The organism is Erythrobacter sp. RANMB8, assembly GCF_056848235.1.
The window spans coordinates 85,734-105,988 of the sequence record NZ_JBREHG010000009.1 but is presented as its reverse complement, the minus strand read 5'-3'; the positions used below and the strand labels follow the sequence as shown (position 1 = coordinate 105,988).

Annotated in this window: 16 protein-coding genes; 10 read left to right on the top strand and 6 right to left on the bottom strand. The window is 65.0% G+C overall.

From position 1 onward, the window contains the following. Window positions 1–52: 52 nt before the first annotated feature. Together ftsH and ACU0AG_RS11590 are read right to left on the bottom strand one after the other, a co-directional pair. Window positions 53–2,014, bottom strand: coding sequence for an ATP-dependent zinc metalloprotease FtsH (ftsH, locus tag ACU0AG_RS11595; RefSeq protein WP_482782443.1), 1,962 nt, complete (start codon window positions 2,012–2,014; stop codon window positions 53–55). Window positions 2,015–2,130: 116 nt separating this feature from the next. Next, the gene (locus ACU0AG_RS11590; protein ID WP_482782442.1) at window positions 2,131–2,817 is read right to left on the bottom strand and encodes a TetR/AcrR family transcriptional regulator; all 687 of its coding nucleotides are present in this window, start codon (window positions 2,815–2,817) and stop codon (window positions 2,131–2,133) included. 94 nt (window positions 2,818–2,911) lie between these two features. On the opposite strand from ACU0AG_RS11590, the gene ACU0AG_RS11585 reads away from it, so the two are divergent. From ACU0AG_RS11585 to ACU0AG_RS11570, 4 genes are read left to right on the top strand one after another with little or no spacing between them, the layout of a single operon-like run. Further along, entirely contained in the window at window positions 2,912–4,048 is a 1,137-nt protein-coding gene (locus ACU0AG_RS11585; RefSeq protein ID WP_482782441.1) for an ABC transporter permease, read from the top strand. A 14-nt stretch (window positions 4,049–4,062) separates the two neighbouring features. Continuing rightward, window positions 4,063–4,794, top strand: a complete 732-nt coding sequence (locus tag ACU0AG_RS11580; protein WP_482782440.1) for an ABC transporter ATP-binding protein — start codon at window positions 4,063–4,065, stop codon at window positions 4,792–4,794. A gap of 51 nt (window positions 4,795–4,845) precedes the next feature. Further along, window positions 4,846–5,826, top strand: a complete 981-nt coding sequence (locus ACU0AG_RS11575; RefSeq protein WP_482782439.1) for an efflux RND transporter periplasmic adaptor subunit — start codon at window positions 4,846–4,848, stop codon at window positions 5,824–5,826. 4 nt (window positions 5,827–5,830) lie between these two features. Next, on the top strand, window positions 5,831–7,261 hold the full coding sequence (locus ACU0AG_RS11570; protein ID WP_482782438.1) for an efflux transporter outer membrane subunit: 1,431 nt from the start codon (window positions 5,831–5,833) through the stop codon (window positions 7,259–7,261). Here the strand turns inward: ACU0AG_RS11570 and ACU0AG_RS11565 are convergent. Together ACU0AG_RS11565 and ACU0AG_RS11560 are read right to left on the bottom strand one after the other, a co-directional pair. After that, window positions 7,235–7,684, bottom strand: coding sequence for a MaoC family dehydratase (locus tag ACU0AG_RS11565; RefSeq protein WP_482782437.1), 450 nt, complete (start codon window positions 7,682–7,684; stop codon window positions 7,235–7,237). The two genes, ACU0AG_RS11570 and ACU0AG_RS11565, sit on opposite strands and share 27 nt — an antisense overlap. Beyond that, window positions 7,684–8,763, bottom strand: coding sequence for a CaiB/BaiF CoA transferase family protein (locus ACU0AG_RS11560; protein WP_482782436.1), 1,080 nt, complete (start codon window positions 8,761–8,763; stop codon window positions 7,684–7,686). The genes ACU0AG_RS11565 and ACU0AG_RS11560 overlap by 1 nt, the downstream gene beginning before the upstream one ends. Before the next feature lie 151 nt (window positions 8,764–8,914). On the opposite strand from ACU0AG_RS11560, the gene ACU0AG_RS11555 reads away from it, so the two are divergent. Then, window positions 8,915–10,180 (top strand): nucleotide sugar dehydrogenase, encoded by a 1,266-nt coding sequence (locus ACU0AG_RS11555; RefSeq protein WP_482782435.1) that lies wholly within the window; start codon window positions 8,915–8,917, stop codon window positions 10,178–10,180. Window positions 10,181–10,182: 2 nt separating this feature from the next. After that, the gene (locus ACU0AG_RS11550) at window positions 10,183–11,433 is read left to right on the top strand and encodes a glycosyltransferase family 4 protein (protein ID WP_482782434.1); all 1,251 of its coding nucleotides are present in this window, start codon (window positions 10,183–10,185) and stop codon (window positions 11,431–11,433) included. Window positions 11,434–11,460: 27 nt separating this feature from the next. On the opposite strand, the gene ACU0AG_RS11545 is transcribed toward ACU0AG_RS11550, so the two are convergent. Further along, window positions 11,461–13,767, bottom strand: a complete 2,307-nt coding sequence (locus tag ACU0AG_RS11545; RefSeq protein ID WP_482782433.1) for a sulfatase-like hydrolase/transferase — start codon at window positions 13,765–13,767, stop codon at window positions 11,461–11,463. A 278-nt stretch (window positions 13,768–14,045) separates the two neighbouring features. Here ACU0AG_RS11545 and wecC point away from each other — a divergent pair, with 278 nt between their 5' ends. Continuing rightward, a complete protein-coding gene (gene wecC, locus ACU0AG_RS11540) occupies window positions 14,046–15,350 on the top strand; it encodes a UDP-N-acetyl-D-mannosamine dehydrogenase (protein ID WP_482782432.1) in 1,305 nt (434 codons plus the stop codon). Continuing rightward, window positions 15,347–16,489: a non-hydrolyzing UDP-N-acetylglucosamine 2-epimerase gene (gene wecB, locus ACU0AG_RS11535; protein WP_482782431.1), complete on the top strand. Its 1,143-nt coding sequence runs from the start codon at window positions 15,347–15,349 to the stop codon at window positions 16,487–16,489. Before wecC ends, wecB begins: the two co-directional genes overlap by 4 nt. 1 nt (window position 16,490) lies before the next feature. On the opposite strand, the gene ACU0AG_RS11530 is transcribed toward wecB, so the two are convergent. Further along, a complete protein-coding gene (locus ACU0AG_RS11530) occupies window positions 16,491–17,036 on the bottom strand; it encodes a hypothetical protein (RefSeq protein ID WP_482782430.1) in 546 nt (181 codons plus the stop codon). 200 nt (window positions 17,037–17,236) lie between these two features. Here ACU0AG_RS11530 and ACU0AG_RS11525 point away from each other — a divergent pair, with 200 nt between their 5' ends. Beyond that, window positions 17,237–17,959, top strand: a complete 723-nt coding sequence (locus tag ACU0AG_RS11525; protein WP_482782429.1) for a polysaccharide biosynthesis/export family protein — start codon at window positions 17,237–17,239, stop codon at window positions 17,957–17,959. 4 nt (window positions 17,960–17,963) lie between these two features. After that, window positions 17,964–20,183 carry a GumC family protein gene (locus ACU0AG_RS11520; protein WP_482782428.1) on the top strand — a complete coding sequence of 740 codons (2,220 nt, stop codon included), beginning with the start codon at window positions 17,964–17,966 and terminating at the stop codon, window positions 20,181–20,183. The last annotated feature ends 72 nt before the right edge of the window (window positions 20,184–20,255 follow it).

Here is a 20,255-nt window from a genome sequence, read left to right as displayed (position 1 = left end):
GGCGCCCGGATTGCTCCGGACGCCCTTGTTTATCGTGTGCAGGCCCTAACGATCAGGCGCCCTGCGGCGCTTCGTCGCTCTTGCCGCCGCCGAACCGCTTGCCCGCCTTGGGGATCGCCGAACCGCGCACCGGCGTGGCGATCACCGGTCCGCGCGGAGCATCGGGGCGATCGATCTTGCCGTTTTCGAGCAGCGTCTTGATCTCCTCGCCGCTCAGCGTTTCGTATTCGAGCAGCGCCTGGGCCAGCAGGTGGAGCTGGTCCTCATGGGTCTTGAGGATGTCGGTCGCCCGCGCATGGGCCCCTTCGACAAGGCCCTTGATCTCGCTGTCGATCAGCTCGTTGGTCTGGCCCGAACGGAAGGTCCGCTGTGCCGCCCCCATGCCGAGATAGCCTTCCGACTGCTCTTCGTATTGAAGCGGCCCCAGCTTTTCCGACATGCCCCACTGGGTCACCATGTTGCGCGCCAGATTGGTCGCATACTGGATGTCGGACGAAGCGCCCGAACTGACCTTGTCGTGCCCGAAGATGATCTCTTCCGCCACGCGCCCGCCCATCGCGACCGAGAGGTTCGCATGCATCTTGTCGCGGTGGTAGGAATAGCTGTCACGCTCCGGCAGGCGCATCACCATGCCCAGCGCACGGCCGCGCGGGATGATGGTCGCCTTGTGGATCGGATCGGACGCGGCTTCGTGCACCGAGACGATAGCGTGACCGGCCTCGTGATACGCGGTCATCTTCTTCTCGTCGTCGGTCATCACCATGCTGCGGCGCTCGGCGCCCATCATGACCTTGTCCTTGGCGTCCTCGAACTCCTGCATCGCCACCAGCCGCTTGTTGCGGCGCGCAGCGAGCAGCGCGGCCTCGTTGACGAGGTTCGCCAGATCCGCGCCCGAGAAGCCGGGGGTGCCGCGCGCGATCACGCGGGGGTTCACATCCGGGGCGAGCGGCACCTTCTTCATGTGCACGCCCAGAATCTTCTCGCGCCCGTCGATATCGGGCACCGGCACCACGACCTGACGGTCGAAGCGGCCCGGACGCAGCAGCGCGGGGTCGAGCACATCGGGGCGGTTCGTCGCGGCGATGATGATAATGCCTTCGTTGGCCTCGAAGCCGTCCATCTCGACCAGCAGCTGGTTGAGCGTCTGCTCGCGCTCGTCGTTCGAATTGCCGAGGCCGTGGCCACGCGAGCGGCCGACCGCGTCGATTTCGTCGATGAAGACGATGCAGGGCGCGTTCTTCTTGGCCTGTTCGAACATGTCGCGCACGCGGCTCGCGCCGACGCCGACGAACATCTCGACGAAGTCCGAACCGGAGATGGTGAAGAACGGCACGCCCGCCTCGCCCGCAATGGCGCGGGCCAGCAGGGTCTTGCCGGTACCGGGCGAGCCGACCAGCAGCGCGCCCTTGGGGATCTGCCCGCCGAGCTTGGAGAAACGCTGCGGATCGCGCAGGAATTCGACGATTTCCTGCAATTCCTCACGCGCCTCGTCGATGCCGGCGACATCGTCAAAGGTCACGCGGCCCGAACGTTCGGTCAGCAGCTTGGCCTTTGACTTGCCGAAGCCCATCGCGCCGCCATTGCCGCCCTTTTGCACCTGACGCAGCGCGAAGAACGCAATGCCGAGGATCAGGATGAACGGCAGCGAATTGAGCAGGATGTAGAGCAACATATTGGGCTGTTCGCGCTGCTTGCCGGTGAAGCGCACGCCGTTGTCTTCCATCAGCTTGGTGATTTCATAGTCGTTGGGGACCGGCACCGTGCTGAACTGTTCGCCATTTTTGAGCGTGCCGGTGATGATCTCGTCGCTCATCTGCACGTCCTGCACTTCGCCCTCGGCCACAGCCTCGCGGAAGTCGGAATAGCGGATGCCGGTGCCGGGGCTCTGGCCCGCATTGCTGAACATCGTCACCACCAGCAACAGGGCGAGGAAAATCCCGCCCCAGATCATCAGCTGCTTGACCCAGGGGTTCGGCCCGTCGCCTTGCTGTTGGGGATCGTTCTGCTCGCTCATCGCACAGGATTCCTTTCGTCAGCTGCAATGTAGGGTGCGGCAAGTGAATCGCAAGCTAATGCATCCCTTTCGCCGTCCAACCGGTTTGCGCGTGCGCCGGTCGGGATCAGCGCAAGTTATCGACCGGCAGCGCCCGATGGATGCACCCCGTATCGGGCAAGAAACATCCCGACCGCGCCGTCGATGCGCTGGCGACTGGCTTCGGGCGTAACGGGCACGCCAAAACGCTGTTCGAGATCACCCATGCCCTTGCACAGTGCGACGAATTGTTCGGCGGCCAGCATCGGATCGTCGATGGCCAGCTCGCCTGCCTCGGCAGCATGGCGCAGATAGGCGGCGAAGGCGTGTTTCATGCGCCATGGTCCGGCTTCGAGAAAGGCCGCGCCGATCGCCGGATCAGCTTCGGTCTCGGCAGCGATGCGCCGTTCGAACTGGACCATTTCGGGCCGGGAGAGGAAAACGAACATCGCCTCCCCGATTGCGGTCAGGCGTTCACGGATGGTGCCAGCGGGCATGGCATCGAGCGAGAAATGCCCGCGCATCTTCTCGCATTCGCACTCCACTGCCGCGGTAAACAACGCGCGCTTGTCGCCGAACTGGTTGTAGATCGTGACCTTAGACACGCCCGCATCGGCGGCGACCTGTTCGATCGCGGTTGCGGCAAAGCCGTGGTGGAAGAAGTGGTGCGCCGCCGTATCGACAATCGCCTGACGCTTGGCCGCATCAAGCGGGCGCCCCGCCTTGCGAGTCTGCCCGCCAGACGAAAGGTTTTTTTCCGATACTGATGAACTGCCGGTTGACAAAATGAACGGCCCCGTTCAATTAAACGCTATCGTTCAATATTGGGCCCAGCGGCTCTCCTTTGCAACCCCTCCTACACGCAGAGGTTCCCGGCACGTGCTTTGGATCGCGATCAGGATGCTGACCGGGGATGCCCAGAAGTTCTACGGGCTGCTGTTCGGCATCGCCTTTTCAACGCTGCTGATCACCCAGCAGATGACGATCTTCGTCAATCTGGTCGAACGCGGCGCGAGCGGGGTCTATAACGCGCCCGAGGCCGAGGTCTGGGTCATGGACCCGGTCAGCCGCACCACCGATGTGAGCTATGCCATGCCTTCAACCGCGCTCGACAAGGTGCGGGCGGTCGAAGGGGTCGAATGGGCAGTGCCGCACCTCAGGGCGCAGGCCAATGTCCGCACCAGGGAAGGCGATCTCGAAGGCGTGGCCGTGATCGGGGTCGATGATGCGACGCTGATCGGCCTGCCCAAGCGCATGGCTGTCGGCGACAAATCGGTGTTCTTCGCGCCCGACGCCGTGGTGATCGACGATGTCGGCACCACCCGGCTGTTTTCGAGCGGCGGCGAGGCGATCGGATCACGGCTGGAACTCAATGACCAGCGGGCGGTGATTCGCGGCATCGCCGATGCGATCCCCAGCTTCACCAGCACGGTGGTGCTCTACACCCGCTATTCCAATGCGCTGAACTTCGTGCCCGGCACGCGCAATCGTCTGAGCTTCGTGCTGGTCGGCGTCGCCGAAGGCCAGACCCCCGAAGCCGTGGCCGCCAAGATCGAGGCGGAGACCGGCCTGAAGGCGGAAACCCGTGCGGAATTTGCGCGTGCCGGCGTCGATTTCATCATCGAAAACACCGGCATCCCGGTCAATTTCGGGATCACCGTGTTCCTCGGCTTTGTGGTGGGCATTGCGATTGTCGGCCTGACCTTCAGCCTGTTCCTGCGCGACAACATCAAACAGTTCGGTGCACTGAAGGCAATCGGCGTGACCAACGCCAGAATCGTCCAGATGGTCGCCGCGCAGGCCGGGCTGGTCGGCATGATCGGCTATGCCCTTGGCGTGGTCGGCACGATCATCTTTCTCGAAAGCTTCGGCGCCAATCCCTTCTTCAAGGGCTTCTATGTCCCCTGGCAGATACCGCTGATCAGCCTTGTCGCGGTGGTGATCATTCTGGCGATCACCGGCCTGCTGGCGATCCGCTCCGTGCTGAAGACCGAACCGGCATCGGTGTTCAGGTAAGCGGGGGAGCGATCATGGACACCACAAACATCGGCGGCTGCGCACCCGAAGCGGCGATCTGCGCCCGCGGCATCACCCGCGATTTCGAGGCCGGCCAGACCACCATCCGCGTGCTGCACGGCATCGATACCGACATCCGCCCCGGCGAGATGACCTTCGTTGTCGGCGAAAGCGGGTCGGGCAAGACCACGCTGATTTCGATCATGTGCGGGATCCTTTACCCCACCGAGGGCGAGGTGAAGGTGTTCGGCACCGACATCTACAAGCTGACCGACACCGAACTGGTCAATTTCCGCCTCCAGAACATCGGCTTCATCTTCCAGCAGTATAACCTCATCCCCTCGATCGACGCGGCGGCCAACGCCGCCGTGCCGCTGATCGCCAAGGGCATGCCGGTGGACGAGGCACGCGAGAAGGCCAAGGTGCTGCTCGACAAGCTCAATATCGGCAATCAGGCCGACAAGCTGCCCCGCCAGCTTTCGGGCGGGCAGCAGCAGCGCGTCGCCATCGCCCGCGCGCTGGTGCACGAGCCGCGACTGGTGGTGTGCGACGAGCCCACCGCCGCGCTCGATGCCTCGTCAGGCCGCCGCGTGATGGACCTGCTGCGCGAAGTGGCGGTTGCGCCGGACCGCGCATGCATCATCGTCACCCACGACAACCGCATCTTCGATCTCGCCGACCGCATCATCGTGCTCGAAGACGGCCGCATCACCCATGACGGCAAGGACATGCCGGATGGTCACTGATCGCAGCCCCTCTCCCCCCACCCTCTCCCGAACGAACGCACCGAGGACGCCATGTTCCGCAATCTGAGTTTTGCCCGCCAGATCCTGCCGGCCCTTGCCCTGATCGGGGTTGCCATCGCGGCGTGGATGATAACCTCCGGCCTGCCCGACCGTTCGACCACAGACCCCGCCGAACAGCCCCCCAAGGCGGTGGGAAAACTGGCTGAAGGGCCGCGGGTGGCGGGTGCGGGGATTGTCGAACCTTCGAGCGAGGTGATCGACATCGGCTCGGCGCTGGCGGGCCTCGTCACCGACGTGCGCGTGCGTCCGGGCGACCGTGTGGCCAAGGGCGAGGTGCTGTTCACTGTCGATGCCCGCGCCGCCCGCGCCCAGCTGGATCAGGCCAATGCCGCCATCGGCGAAGCCCGCGCCGCGATTGCCGAAGCGAGCGCCGCCCAGCGCACCGCCCGCCAGCAGCTCGATCTCTACCGCAACCTTGCCGATCCCGCCGCGGTCAGCCGCGCCGAAGTGATCCGTGCCGAAGGCGAGGAAGCTGCCGCGACCAGCCGCCTCGGTCTTGCCCGTGCCCGTCTTGCCGCAGCGCAATCCGCTGCCGCCGCTGCCCGCACCGAGATCGAGCGCCTCGTCATACGCGCACCGATCGCGGGCGAAATCCTCGCGGTGAACATCCGTCCCGGCGAATTCGTCGCCACGCAGGGCGGTTCATCGTTGCCCTTCATCCAGATGGGCGAAACCATGCCGCTGCACGTGCGCGTCGATATCGACGAGAACGAGGTGGCGCGGGTGGCGCTGGGCGAACCGGCGGTCATCAGCCCGCGCGGGGCGGCCGAGATGCACGTCAATGCCACCTTCGTGCGGGCCGAGCCGCAGGTCGTGCCCAAGCGCTCGCTGACCAATTCCGCGGCAGAGCGCGTCGATGTGCGCGTGCTCCAGCTGATCTACGCCCTGCCGCAAAGCGATGCCTTCCGCGTCGGCCAGCAGATCGACGCTTTCATCCCGGCCAAATCGGCTGCGGCAAGGAAGGGGGACTGAGGTCATGCGCCGACGCCGCCTTGTCACCGCCGCGCTGCTGCCGCTGTCGCTGGCGGCCTGCATGGCCAGCCCCGCGCCGGAGATCGCCACGCCCGCGCCGGAGCTGCCGGACGCCTTCTTCTTCGCACCCGATGCCGGCGCGCAGACCGCGCTCGCAGCGCTGATGCCGACGGGCGATCCCGCCTATGCCGCACTGTCGCAAGCCGCACTGGCAGGGGCGCCCAGCCTTGCCGAGGCCGCCGCCCGCATCGAGGCCGCCCGCGCCGGTGCCCGCCGCGCCGGGGCCGAACGCCTGCCGAACATCACGGCCGATGCCAATGTCCGCCAGAACCGCATCAACACCGCGCAGTTCGGCGCAGCGGGCGCGCAGGGTTTCATTCCCGAAGAACAGACATCCTATGGCGCGAACATCACCGCCAGCTGGGATCCGGACATTTTCGGGCGGCTGAAGGCGCAGGAACGCGCGGCTCTGGCGCGGATCAATGCCGCCTCGGCGCAAGCGCAGGGCGTGCGGCTGGCGCTGCTCGCGGAAATCGCCGCCAGCGTCACCGACTGGCGCGTGATCGAGGCGCGGGCGGCCGCGATCAGGGATGATAACGCCGCCGCGCAACAACTCGCAAGCCTTGCCAGAGTGCGCGAGGACGCAGGCATCGCCCCCGGTTTCGACCGCGTCCGGGCCGAGGCCACCGCAAGCTCCTCCGCCGTGCGCCTCGCCGCGCTGGAAAGCGAGCGCGCCCGCCTGATCGGGCGGCTGGTGACGCTGACCGGGCAGGACGGGGCGACAGTGCGCGCCGCGCTGGCCACAACCGCGCCTGCGCTTGCCCCCGCGCCTGCGCCAGCCGCGCTGCCATCCGATCTGCTCGCCAACCGGCCCGATGTGGCCGCGGCCGCCGCCAGTCTTGCCGCCAGCGATGCCGATCTGGCCGCCGCCGCCCGCGCCCGCTTCCCGCGCATCACGCTGTCAGGCGTGATCGGGCTATTGGCGTTCGATCCCGAGGATATCTTCGACAGCGACTCCATCGTCGGCACCCTGACCGCGGCGGTTGCCGGGCCCTTGCTCGATTTCGGGCGGGTCGGCGCGGGGATCGACGCTGCCGCAGCCGACAAGCGCGCCGCCTTTGCCGCCTATCGCGGCGCGGTGTTCCAGGCCCTCGGCGATGCCGAGGCCGCTTACGGCGTGGTCGCCGCCGCCGACAGGGAAGCGCAGCTTTCCGTCGCCGAACGCGACCAGTTGCAGCGCGCCGCCAGCCTTGCCGAAACGCGCTATCGCGCCGGCCTTGCCAGCTTCCTCGAAGTGCTCGAAGCCCGCCGCGCCGCCGATGCCAGCGGCGAACGCGCCGCCGCCGCGCTGGGCCGTGCCAGCCGCGCGCGGATCGTGCTGTGGCAGGCTTTGGGCGGCGAGGTCAGATCAACCGCGACGCCGGATCAGCGCTGACCGCTCGCAGCGGCACACCACCTCGTCGCGCTGGTTCCACATTTCGTGAACCCAGGTGACGATCCCGGCATCGGGGCGCGACTTGCTTTCCCGCAGTTCCTTCACTTCGGACGATGCGCGCAGGGTATCGCCGATGAACACCGGCTTGGGAGTCACCACCTTGTCGAAGCCGAGGTTGGCAACCAGCGTCCCCAGCGTCGTGTCCCCCACCGACAGCCCGACCAGCAGGCTGAAGGTGAAGGTGGAATTGACCAGAATCTGTCCGAACCCGCTCGCCTTTGCCGCCTCGACATCCAGATGCAGCGGCTGCGGGTTGTGGGTCATGGTCGAAAACAGCAGATTGTCGGTCTCGGTCACGGTGCGACGGATCTCGTGTTCGATCCGCTCGCCCACCACCCATTCGTCGAAGAACTTGCCCGCCATTACGAGGCCGCCCAGCGCGCTACGACATCGGCGCCATCATCTGCGCTCGAACGCACCGCGCCCGGCGTGCGACTGAAGCGCGGGGCGGGTGCGGTGTGCCACATCCCGTCATGCTCGACATAGGCACCTCGCGCCTTCATGTGCGGGTGATCGCGAGCCTCCTCGATGCCGAGTACGGGGGCAAAGCAGGCGTCGGTGCCTTCGAGCAGTGCGCACCATTCGGCTTGCGTCTTGGTAAGGAACAGCGCGGCGAGCTTGTCGGCGTAATCGTCCCAGTTGGCGGGGTTCATCTGGGCCTGCGCCAGTTCCTCCGGGGCACCGGCGCGGGCCAGCATTTCAGCATAGAACTGCGGTTCGATCGAACCGAGGCTGATCTCCTTCCCATCGGCGCAAGTGAAGCAGCGGTAGAAGTGCGCGGCCCCGCCCAGCATCCCCTTGCCCCGCTCGGTCGAAAGATGCGGCATGTGGCGCACGCCGAAGAAGAAGCTCATCAGGCTGGTCGCCCCGTCGACGATCGCGGCATCGACCACCTGCCCCTTGCCCGAACGTTCGCGTTCGTAGAGCGCCGCCATGATCCCGAAGGCGCAATACATCGACCCGCCACCGAAATCGCCGACGAGGTTCTGCGGCGGGGTGGCGGTCTCACCCGGCTTGCCCACGGCGGCGAGCGCGCCGGTGATCGCGATGTAGTTGATATCGTGGCCTGCTGCATGGGCGAGCGGGCCTTCCTGTCCCCAGCCGGTCATGCGGGCATAGACGAGGCGCGGGTTCGCTTCGAGCAGCACCTCCGGCCCCAGCCCCAGCCGCTCCATCACGCCGGGACGGAAGCCTTCGATCAGCACATCGGCATGGGCAGCCGCAGCGCGCACGGCGGCCTTGCCCTCTTCGCTCTTGAGATCCACCGCCAGCCGATGCCGTGCGCGTTCGACCACCGGATTGCTGACGCCCGCGCCCGGCCGGTCGATCCGCACCACTTCGGCCCCCAGATCGGCCAGCAGCATCGCCACGTGCGGCCCCGGCCCGATACCGCTGAATTCCAGAACCCTGAGGCCGGTCAGCGGCCCGCTTGCATTGCTCATGCGTCTCTCCCTCTGCGGCAGCCTTAAGCGGGGCCGCGCGCCGCTGGCAAGGGGCGGCTCACCCCCAAAAAAGCATTGTGCATTGCAACAGACGAGGGTGCTTGCTAGGCCACGCGCCGCACCGGGGGGTCGCTTCCGCTGGGGGATTTTCGTGAAAGTTGCCATTTTCGGATTGGGTTACGTCGGCTCGACTGCCGCAGGCTGCATCGCCAGCCAGGGGCACACGATCATCGGCGTCGATGTCAGCGAGGCCAAGGTCGCCGCGCTGAACGAAGGACGCGCGCCGGTCTATGAACCCGGTCTCGACGATCTCATCGCCGCCGCCCATGCCGATGGGCGGGTGAAGGCGGTGACGAAGCTGACCGACGAGCTCGACGATGCCGATATCGCCATCGTCTGTGTCGGCACACCGAGCGGCGTCGATGGCGCGCACAACATGAGCTACATCGCGCAGGTCACTCGCGCGATCGCCGCAGCGCTGAAGCCTGATCGCAAGACCCCGCTGACCCTCGCCTACCGTTCGACCATGCGGCCCGGTTCGTGCGAGAACATCATCTGGCCGATCATCCAGAGCCACCTGGGCGATGCGGCGCAAAGCGCGGTCGAACTGGTCTACAACCCCGAATTCCTGCGCGAAGCCTCCGCGATCGAGGATTTCTTCAACCCGCCCAAGATCGTGATCGGCACATTGGGCGGGAAACCTTCGGCCAACATGGCGAAACTGAACGAAGGGATCGAGGCGCCCGTCTTCGAAGTCGGTCTGCGCGAGGCGGAGATCACCAAGTTCGTCGATAACTCGTGGCACGCGGTCAAGGTCGCCTTCGCCAACGAGATCGGCCGCGTGTGCCAGAACCTCGGCATTTCCGCGAAGGAAGTGCACGCGATCTTCAAGAGCGACACCAAGCTGAACCTTTCCGCCTACTACACCCGCCCCGGCGGCGCTTTCGGCGGGAGCTGCCTGCCCAAGGATGTGCGCGCGCTGCAATACATCGCCGCCGACACCGGCTCTGCCACGCATCTGGTGGATTCGCTGATCCGTTCGAACGAGGCGCACAAGCACCACCAGTTCCTGCACGCCACCGCCGGGATCGAACCGGGGGCCAAGGTGCTGCTGGTCGGCCTTGCCTTCAAGCTGGAGACCGACGATCTGCGCGAAAGCCCGGCAGTCGACATGGCGAGGAAGCTGCTGGAGGCGGGCTATGATCTCGACATCTACGACCCCAAGGTCGCGCCCGATAACCTCGTCGGACAGAACCTCGGCTATGCCTATTCGGTGCTGCCGCGGATCGACGGGTTGATGGTCGACAAGGCCACCGCCGAGGCCCGCGACTATGCCCGCATCATCGCCACCAACCGCCTGATCGACAGCCTCGCGGTCGATCCGGCCAAGGTGATCGATACCAGCGCAATCGCCTGACGATGAACGCGCCCGCTACCATCGCTGCCGAAGAGGGAATCCCTGCGGTCATCGAAGGCGAGCCGCTGAAGGGCCGCCATGTCCTGATCGTGGTCGAAAACCTGCCCCTGCCCTTCGACCGGCGCGTGTGGCAGGAGGCGCGCACGCTCACGGCGGCGGGGGCGCATGTCTCGATCATCTGCCCCACGGGCAAGGGTTACGAGAGCCGCTTCGAGGTGATCGACGGCATCGAAATCCACCGCCACCCCCTGCCGCTGGAAGCCAAGGGCGCAATCGGCTTCCTTGCCGAATATGGCGCGGCGCTGTTCTGGGAAACACTGCTGGCCTGGCGCATTCACCGCAAGCGCCGGATCGACGTGATCCAGGGCTGCAACCCGCCCGATCTGATCTTCCTTGTCGCGCTGCCGTTCAAGCTTTTCGGCGTGCGCTACATCTTCGATCACCACGACATCAATCCCGAGCTCTACGAAGCCAAGTTCAACAAGCGCGGGTTTTTCTGGTGGCTGATGGTCCTGTTCGAAAAGCTGACCTTCATGGCGGCGGATGTCTCGATCGCGACCAACAATTCCTACCGCAAGATCGCGATCGAGCGCGGCGGTATGGCCCCCGATCGTGTCCATGTAGTGCGTTCCGGCCCTGACCTCTCCAAACTGAAGCGCGTTGCGCCGGCGGAAAGCTGGAAGAATGGCCGCGCCCACATGGTCGGCTATGTCGGGGTGATGGGCGAGCAGGAGGGGATCGACCTCCTGATCGACGCGGTCGATCATCTGGTGCGCCAGATGGGCCGCGAGGATATCCAGTTCGTGCTGGTCGGCGGTGGGCCGGCGCTGGCGGAGTTGAAGGCCCTCACCGAAGCCCGCGGGCTTGGCGACTTCATCACCTTCACCGGCCGCGCGCCTGATGCCGATCTGTTCGAAGTGCTCTCGACCATGGATCTGGGCGTCAACCCCGACCGGGTGAACGCGATGAACGACAAGTCGACCATGAACAAGATCATGGAATATATGAGCCTCGGCAAGGCGATGGTGCAGTTCGATGTGACCGAAGGGCGGTTCTCCGCGCAGGAGGCATCGCTCTATGCCGAAGCGAACAATCCGGTCGATCTGGCGGAAAAGATCGCGGCGCTGGTCGATGATCCCGCCGCGCGCGCGACGATGGGCGCCTATGGCCGCGAGCGGGTGGTGAACGAGCTCAACTGGCAGCACCAGATCACGCCGCTGCTGGCGGCCTATACGCAGGCGCTGGCGAAGTAACGCCGGCCTGATCGGCGCAGGCCTGCGTCACGCTGCACCGGTCTCGGTGATGAACAGGCCGAGGCAGGTCCCGCCGAAGCCGCCTTGGGTGTGAAGGCGCACCTCGACCTCGGTGGCTGGCGTATCGAGCCGGAACCTTATCGCGGCCACCTGACCATCGGCGAGGCCGGTGATCCGCTGTCGCGCGATGTCCGGTCGGCCCGCAGCGCAAACATCCACGATGAACGGGTGCATCCGCGACCCGCGGGCAAACACCAGACTGGCGACAAACTCGCCTTTGCCGAGCGCGATATAGGGGCCGTAGAGGATGATCCCGCTATCGCTCTGGTCGATCCCGAAGCCGGCCTCGCCCTTCGCCTTGCCGGCATAGTGCAGCCGGCCGACAGGATCATCCGAGCCCGCAGTGTCGTGGCCGAAAAAGGCGTCATATCCGCCCGGCACGGGTGCGGGGCGGACGACATCGGGCGGTGCAACGACAAGGCGTTCTGCCGGCAGAGCGCCGCGTTTGCGCAGCTTGTCGCGAAACACGCGGGCAATGACCTTGCGCACGGTCGGCTGTGTCATCGTCGCCCGCAGCAGCGCATCGGCCACGGGCAGGCGATCATCGGGCACAGGCTGTCCGCTGCCATCGCAGCACAGAAGGTCCGGAGTCTGGTAATCGACGCATAGCCGCATGTCGCCCTTTGCGATCATGGCCCCGGCCAGCGGCCAGCTGCGCCATTGATTGACCGTCAGGGTGTAATGCACGCGGGCCTCGGGGATCGCCTCGCGCGTGAGATCAAACCCGCGATAGGCAAGGTTTGCGCCATCGCTCCCCGCCAGATCGAGATCGAGCATCCCGGCGATCGTCGGGGCAATATCGATGGTCGAGACCAGCCGCGCCATGTTCCGTTCAAGACAGGCGCGGCGGTCGGCTTCCAGCCCGGCAGGCGGCTTGATCACGAACATGGGCCGCGTCACGATATCGGGCAGTTTGGTGAGCCGCGAGGCGGCACTGCCCCGCCGCTTTTCCTCTTCGCCAAAGGCCTCGCCATGATCCCCGATCGAGACAACCAGCGTGTCATCGTAATGGCCTGCCTGGCGCAAGGCGTCAAACACGGTTCTGTGCGCCTGTTCGACCAGATAGGCGGCCCGCGCACGGCGATCGGTGATATGGCCCGGTATCGGCACCGACGGGCTGTCGTTCTGGAACGGCAGATGCAGCGCATAGGTGTAGAGCACGATGAACAGCGGCCCCGGCGTCGCACGGATACGATCGCATAGCAGCGAGGCGACAGCATGGTCATCACAGCCAAGCTCGTTTGCGAACGGCAGGCCCGCGCTTTCCGGAGTCACCATTTCATCGAGCGCCCCGGCAGGATTGCCGAGACCGAAGAATGCCTCGAAATTGGCCCAGCGCAAGGTCGAGGCCGAATAGAACAGCGTAGTCATGCCCCGCGCCTTGGCCAGATCGAACAGCAGGGGCAGACGATGCAGGTGCGCAGGGCTTTCCTCCGCCCCGCAGCCGGTCAGCAGGCACGGCAAGGCGATGTCGGTGCAGGAACTCGGCGTCACGGGATTGATCGCCCGCAACCATTCCGACGCATCGGGGCTGACAGCGCCGATGGCCTCGGCCAGCGGGATATCGCCATGACACATGACGTCATCGCCGGCGGATTCATTGACGATCAGCAGGACATGCCTGGCCGTGCCTTCGCCACCTGCACGAGGGATCACCGATTTGCTGCGATCCGCCGGCAGCAAAGGGGCGGTTGGCAGGCTGTCGTCAAGGGCGAGAAAGGCGAGCTCCGCCTCGCGCATCGCCACACCGCCGCTGGCCCCGGCCCCGAGCGCGAAGGCAATCACCGCGCCTGCCGCCAGCGCCGCGGCGAGCCATGGCAGGACCGCATACGACAGGACACAAACCGCCATCGTGCCCGCGCCGCCAGCCCCCAGCAGCGCCATCGTCGGGACCGGGAGATAGGCCCGCGCAACGCGCAAGGCATTGCGCGATGCCCCGGCCTCGGCCGTCATGATCGACATATGCCGTGCCACAGCCAGCGGAGCGATGCCGAAATACTTCCACACCATCATCACCAGCGTTTCGCAAAAGGCCCACACCAGCCCGGCGAAAGCCGCCGCTGCGATGGCGGCCATCCCGTCGGTGATGCAGCCCACAAGCGCGACAGCCGCCACCAGCATCGCCAGTCTCGCCGTCTGCCCTGCCAGCTGCATCAGTGCTTCGCGCCGCTCGCCGGCTGCGGGGCGACAATGCGCGCGCCATGCCATACGGCCAACCACAGCCAGCCCCGTAATGCAGAGCACCGGCAGGATCAGGTTTGCGGGCTGGGACATGGACAAACGCGACCTCGCACACGGGAGCAAGCCGGCGCCGGTAGAACCCGCGGTCGATGATGACAAGGCACGGTCCCGCGTGACCGACTGAATTGCCTCCGTTTTCGAGCGGTCCGGACAATCAGATCGGTGCAGGAAGCGCGCCGCTAGAGCACTTTCCGACCATTCAGCCCCGCCGCAACCCTGAAGCCGCGTATGGTGAAAAATCCGGTTAGCCTAACGCGATGTTAAGGCTCTGTTGCCACTGTCCCTTTCGCGAAAAGCGGGACAGTGATTTCATGAATGCACCTTTCGATGCCACTTCGGCTCTGGGCCGCGAGGCGCTGAACCTTACCTCGCCCGACCATCAGGTCGCGGTGATCGGGCTTGGCTATATCGGCCTGCCCACCGCCGCTCTGCTCGCCTCCTACGGCTGGAGCGTGTGCGGCGTCGATGTGTCGCAAAAGGTGGTCGACACCGTCAATGCCGGCGGCGTTCACATCGAGGAACGCGATCTCGACAAGCTGGTGCATGACGCGATCACCGCGCAGACTCTGGTGGCCTCGACCCAGGTGCCCTCGGCCAGTTTCTACATGATCGCGGTGCCCACCCCGCTGGGGCCGGATAACGCGCCCGACATTTCCTATGTCGAGGCCGCCGCCCGCGCCATCGCGCCCAAGATCCTGCCGGGTGCCTGCGTCATCGTGGAAAGCACCTCGCCGGTCGGCACCACCGAAAGGGTGGCCGAAATCATCGCCGAACTGCGCCCCGACATCGCCGTTCCCCGCGACGGCGGCACCGACGAGGCCGACATTGCGCTCGCCTATTGCCCCGAACGCGTATTGCCGGGCCGGATCGTCAACGAACTGGTGCACAATGACCGCGTGATCGGCGGCGTCACGCCGGCCTGTGCGGAACGGGCAGCGGTGCTCTATACCAGCTTCGTGAAGGGCGATTGCCTCTACACCACCGCCCGCGTGGCCGAGACGGTGAAGCTGGTCGAAAACAGCTTCCGCGACGTCAACATCGCCTTCGCCAACGAACTCTCGATGATCGCCGATGTGATCGGGGTGGATGTGTGGGATGTGATCCGCCTCGCCAACCGCCACCCGCGGGTCAACATCCTGCAACCCGGCCCCGGTGTGGGCGGGCATTGCATTGCGGTCGATCCGTGGTTTCTGGTGGCGGGCGCGCCCGAAGCGGCGCGGCTGGTGCGCACCGCCCGCGAGGTCAATGATCACAAGGCGGTGCACACCGAAAACCGCATCCGCGCGCTGCTGGATGCCGCGCCGCAAGGCAAGGTCGCGCTGCTGGGCCTCGCCTTCAAACCCGATATCGACGATTTCCGCGAAAGCCCGGCGCTCGAAATCGCGGAAAGCCTTTCCCACACCCACGGCGAGCGCATACTGGTGGTGGAGCCCTTCACCGAAGACCTGCCCAAGGCCTTCGATGGATCGGGCGCGCAGCTGGTGACGCTTGACGCAGCGCTGCGGCAGGCGGAAATTGTGGTGGTGCTGGTCGATCACACCGCGTTCAAACACCTGTCGCCTGCCGATCTGGCGGGCAAGCTGGTGTTCGACACGCGGGGCATGCTGCGGCGATGAGCGAGACGGGCGCGCAGCCGCGCATTCTGGTCACCTTCGGCACCCGGCCCGAAGCGATCAAGATGTTCCCGGTGGTCGCGGCGCTGCGCGAATCGGGCCGGTTCGATGTGAAGGTGGTGGTGACCGCCCAGCATCGCGAATTGCTGGACTCCGTGCTCGCTCTAGCCTCGCTTAGACCCGATCTAGACCTCGACTTGATGCAGCCTAGCCAGTCTTTAGACGCGCTTTCGGCCCGGATTCTGACCCGTTTTGGCGAGGCTCTGGACAGTCTGAAGCCCGATCGCGTGCTGGTTCACGGCGACACTCTGACCACCATGATGGCCACTCTGGCGTGCTATTTCCGTCGGATTCCGGTGGGGCACGTGGAGGCCGGATTGCGCAGCGGCGACATCTATTCGCCCTGGCCGGAGGAAGTGAACCGCAAGGTGACAGGCGCGGTCGCCGACCTTCATTTTGCCCCCACGCAGACCGCGGCCGATGCCTTGCGCGCTGAAAACGTGGGCGAAAATTCCATACATGTCACCGGCAACACCGTGATCGACGCGCTGATGTTCGCGCAAGGGCGGGTGGCTGCCGATCCTACACTGGCGCCCGCCATTGCGCCGCTGAAGGCGCGGTTTGCAGGGCGGCGGATCATCGCCGTGACCGCGCACCGGCGCGAGAATTTCGGTGCGGGGATGCAGCAAATTGCACAAGGATTGCAGCAACTTGCAGCGCGCGATGATGTCGCGATCATCTATCCCTTGCACCCCAATCCCAATGTCGCCGAAGTGATGCGTCCGGCGCTCGCGGGCCATGACAATATCGCCCTGATCGATCCGTTGGATTATCTCGATTTCGTGGCGATGATGGCCGCCTGCGACATTGTCCTAACCGATTCCGGCGGGATCCAGGAGGAAGCGCCGAGCCTTGGCAAGCCGGTGCTGGTGATGCGCGACACGACCGAAAGGCCCGAAGGCGTGGCCGCCGGAACGGCGCGGCTGGTGGGGGCGGATGCCGCTGTAATCACTGCGGAAACGGCGCGGCTGCTGGATGATGATGCGGCCTATCAGGCGATGGCGCGGGCGCATAATCCCTATGGCGATGGCACCGCGAGCGCGCAGATCGCCGGCATCCTCGCCGCGCTGCACTGCCGCTGAACTAGCGGCGGCTGGATACCAGCCGGATATAGTAACCGGCCGCTCCCAACACGGCGAGGCTCGACCCCATGTCGATGATCCAGTTGAGCTTGAGCGGCCCGTAAAGCAACGCATCGACCGGGTGCAGCGAAATCAGCCGCAGGGCGACCAGCGCAATCATCGCAAAAGCACTCGCCCCGGCCACCATGACAGCCACGTTGCGGCGCCCGCGAACATTGCGAAATCCGCGGTAAGCCCATAAAAATGCTGCACTTCCCGCAACTGCAATGACGATCGCGGCCAGCGGTCGCTGGAACTCCCGGCGGTCCTGATAGGTCCCTTCGGTGCGCAGCATTGTGCGCAGCTCGCCCTGCCACATGTCCTCGATCCCGAGTCCCCGCAAAGCCGCAAGGACAATGAAAAGCGCAGCGACCGACAACCACGCCCGCAGATGCCACCCCGCCTGACGGTACCGCATCGCCGTCAGCAAGCCGGTCACGCACGCCAAGGCCACCAGCAGGTAGAGCCCGACTGCGATGATGTTGAACGGGGAAAGGCTGGCAGGCATGCAAAACCACTCAGGGCAATGTCAGGAAATTCTGTACCGGCCTCGTGGCACAGCGATAACTGGTCGCGCAAGAACAACAGGACGTCGCACGCCGCAATTGCAGGGTGTGCAGCCGTCGGAGAGGCGGGTTTAATCGTGTTGCGCTGCGGCATGGGAGCGGCTAGGTAACGGCCCGTATTGCGAACAAGGGAGTGGTGAAAATGGGTATTCGCAACAACGGATCGGCGATCCTGCTTCCCGCTTTTCTGGCGATCGCCGTCTCGGGATGCAGTTCGACCCCTGACCCGGTGATCGGCATGGCAGCCTCGAAGCCGGATGCCGAACTCGGCCAGTCAAACTACAGCATCGCCCGGCCGACGACCTATCTGCTGCGCCCCTCCGATCTGATTTCGGTGACCGTTTTCCGCGAGCCCGACCTGTCGCTCCCCAGCGTTCGCCTCGGGGTAGAAGGCAATGTGTCCGTACCGATGCTGGGTTCCATCCCGGCTGCCGGGATGACCGCCAAGCAGCTTGAGCAGGACGTCACCCGCCGCTTCGCCGCCATCGGCCTCAAGGACCCGATGGTGAGCGTCAACATCACAGAATATGCCTCGCACGAAGTGACTGTCGAAGGTGCTGTGGAGCGCCCCGGCGTCTACAAGTTCCAGCCCGGCGCACGTCTGTCTTCGGCCGTCGCTCTCGCCAGTGGCCCGAAGCGCTCGGCCAAGCTCGATCAGGTCGCGGTGTTCCGCGAAAGCCCGGAAGGCATCATGGTCGCCAAGTTCGATTATGCCGCAGTGCGTCAGGGCGCCATGCTCGACCCTGTGCTGCAGCCCGGTGACCGCGTGGTGATGGGCACCGACGGCCTCTCGGTCTTCTGGGCCGACCTCCTGCAGGCACTTCCGGTATTCGGGGTTTTTGCGGTCGCAGGATTGCGCAACTGAAATCATGAACGACCGATCATTCATTTCCTCGCCTGAGCCCTCCCCTCAGGGGCGCTGGCTCGACAGCTACATGCCCGAAGGCCAGATTGCGGCCTATCAGCCGCAGCCGGCGTCCAACTTCATCAATCTGGCGACTCTGCGCGGAATCCTGTTCCGCCAGCGCTGGCTGATTGCTGCGGTGATTGTCGCGGCAATGATCGCTGGGGTCATCTGGACGCTGATGGTCACCCCGATGTACGAGGCCACGGCCAAGGTCCGTCTTGAGCCCTATGGCCGCAACATTGTCGAAGGGCAGGACGTCAGTCAGGGCTTCGTCGCCAGTCAGGTCTACGATTACATCTCGACCGAGATCGAGGTGATCAAGAGCCGCAGTCTTGCCAAGGTTGTCGTCGAGGAAGAGAACCTTGGCACGCGCTATGATCTGCTCGGCAAGGATATCGACGAAAGCCGCCCGCCGAACATGACAGACGCGCAGTGGCTCGATGAAAAGGAAAACATCGCGGCCGGCATTCTGGCCTCGTCGGTTGTTGCGGAACTTCCCAAGGACAACTGGATCATCTCGATCGGGTTCAGGTCCAGCAACCGCATGCTCGCGGCCGAAATGGCCAACGCCTATGCCGATGCCTATGTGGCCTTCGATTCGCGCCAGAATGTTTCCGAAAACAGCTATGCCCTGACCTATCTTCGCGAGCAGATCGATATGGCCCGCGACAAGCTCCAGCAAGCCGAAGAAGCCGCTAACCTTTACGCGCGCAATTCGGGCATTGTGGTCGATCAGGCTGTCGCGGTTGATGGCGGAGCCGCCGTTACCCTGACCACATCGAATCTTTCGGGCATCAACCAGCGTGTGGCTGCAGCCAAGGCTGCGCGTATCGCGGCAGAGCAACGGTGGCGTTCGCTTCAGAACCTGCCCGCCTCGCAATTGCCCGAAGTGCAGTCGAGCCCGGTCCTCCAAGGCCTGCTGGCAGAGCGCACCGACAAGCGCGTGCAACTGGCCGACCTGCGCCAGCGCTACAACGACGATTTCCCGCAGATTCGCAACCTGCTGTCGCAGATCGAGGTGCTTGATTCGCAGATCGAGCGCAGCAGTGCCGACATCAAGTCACAGATCCGGAACGAGTTCGTGATTGCGCGCAATCAGGAACAGGCCCTCGAAGCCGAGCTCTCGTCGGTCACCGGCGACACTCTGGTCGAGCAGGATCTGCGCGTTCAGTACGGCGTGCTCGAACGTGAAGCGCAGGCCCTGCGCGACCAGCTCAAGGTGCTGCTTGATCGCTACAATCAGGTGGACAGCGCCGCCAATGTGCAAACCGGTGCGGTAACCAAGCTGGATAGCGCGACTGTGCCGGTTGAGCCGTACGAGCCCAATGTCTTCAGGAACATGACCCTTGCGATCGTGTTCGGCATTGCTTTGGCCGCCGGGCTCGCTGTGCTGCGCGAGACGCTGGATGACCGGCTCCGCTCGATCGACGAGGTCGAAGACAAGATCGGCCTGCCGCTGCTTGGATACACCCCGCACGTGCAGGAACCCGATCTCGATGGCCCCGACGGCGATCGCTTCAGTGCCTTGATGGAAGCCTATTCGTCCATCAGGGCATCGATCGATTTCAGCCTCCCGCGCAGCAAGAACGTGCTGCTGTTGACCAGCAGCGGTCCTTCCGAGGGCAAGTCAACCACGTCGGTGATCCTGGCCGAACTGTTCGCAAGCCTTGGCCGCAAGACGCTGCTGATCGATGTTGGCTTGCGCCGTCCCTCGGTCGCGCGGCTGGTGAACATCGAACGTCCCAAGGTCGGCGTTGTCGAAGTGCTGCTTGGCCATGTCCCGCTTGAAGCTGCGGTGGTCAAGGGCGTTCACGAAAACCTCGAAATCCTGCCGGTCGGCGAGATTCCGCCGAACCCGACAGAAATCGTGGATTCGCCCGAATTCCGCGCCTTCCTGCAAAAGTGCAGCGAGGAGTATTCGCTGGTGATCCTCGATTCGGCTCCGGTCATGGGTCTCGCGGATGCGCCGATCCTCTCGCGCATTGTTGACGGGACGATCTTCATTCTCGAAGCGAACCGCGTTCCCTTCGGTCAGGCACGCAATGCCGTGCGCCGCGTGCGCGCTGCCGGTGGCAACATTCTGGGCGTGATCCTGACCAAGTACCGGGCGCTGGAGGCGGGCGAGTCCTACTCCTACCAGTACGGGTATTACGAGTACGGCAAGGGCAACGACCGGGGCTGACCAGCTCCGACTGCCTGACACATCACGCAGGGGAGCGGAAAGATGCCGATACGCCGCGACAGAACGGCGCCA

What these genes read in the sequence shown, in the direction of transcription:
- ftsH (WP_482782443.1), bottom strand. Translation starts at nt 2,014, where the DNA reads ATGAGCGAGCAGAACGATCCCCAACAGCAAGGCGACGGGCCGAACCCC.
- ACU0AG_RS11580 (WP_482782440.1), top strand. Translation starts at nt 4,063, where the DNA reads ATGGACACCACAAACATCGGCGGCTGCGCACCCGAAGCGGCGATCTGC.
- ACU0AG_RS11575 (WP_482782439.1), top strand. Translation starts at nt 4,846, where the DNA reads ATGTTCCGCAATCTGAGTTTTGCCCGCCAGATCCTGCCGGCCCTTGCC.
- ACU0AG_RS11570 (WP_482782438.1), top strand. Translation starts at nt 5,831, where the DNA reads ATGCGCCGACGCCGCCTTGTCACCGCCGCGCTGCTGCCGCTGTCGCTG.
- ACU0AG_RS11565 (WP_482782437.1), bottom strand. Translation starts at nt 7,684, where the DNA reads ATGGCGGGCAAGTTCTTCGACGAATGGGTGGTGGGCGAGCGGATCGAA.
- ACU0AG_RS11560 (WP_482782436.1), bottom strand. Translation starts at nt 8,763, where the DNA reads ATGAGCAATGCAAGCGGGCCGCTGACCGGCCTCAGGGTTCTGGAATTC.
- ACU0AG_RS11550 (WP_482782434.1), top strand. Translation starts at nt 10,183, where the DNA reads ATGAACGCGCCCGCTACCATCGCTGCCGAAGAGGGAATCCCTGCGGTC.
- ACU0AG_RS11545 (WP_482782433.1), bottom strand. Translation starts at nt 13,767, where the DNA reads ATGTCCCAGCCCGCAAACCTGATCCTGCCGGTGCTCTGCATTACGGGG.
- wecC (WP_482782432.1), top strand. Translation starts at nt 14,046, where the DNA reads ATGAATGCACCTTTCGATGCCACTTCGGCTCTGGGCCGCGAGGCGCTG.
- wecB (WP_482782431.1), top strand. Translation starts at nt 15,347, where the DNA reads ATGAGCGAGACGGGCGCGCAGCCGCGCATTCTGGTCACCTTCGGCACC.
- ACU0AG_RS11530 (WP_482782430.1), bottom strand. Translation starts at nt 17,036, where the DNA reads ATGCCTGCCAGCCTTTCCCCGTTCAACATCATCGCAGTCGGGCTCTAC.
- ACU0AG_RS11525 (WP_482782429.1), top strand. Translation starts at nt 17,237, where the DNA reads ATGGGTATTCGCAACAACGGATCGGCGATCCTGCTTCCCGCTTTTCTG.
- ACU0AG_RS11520 (WP_482782428.1), top strand. Translation starts at nt 17,964, where the DNA reads ATGAACGACCGATCATTCATTTCCTCGCCTGAGCCCTCCCCTCAGGGG.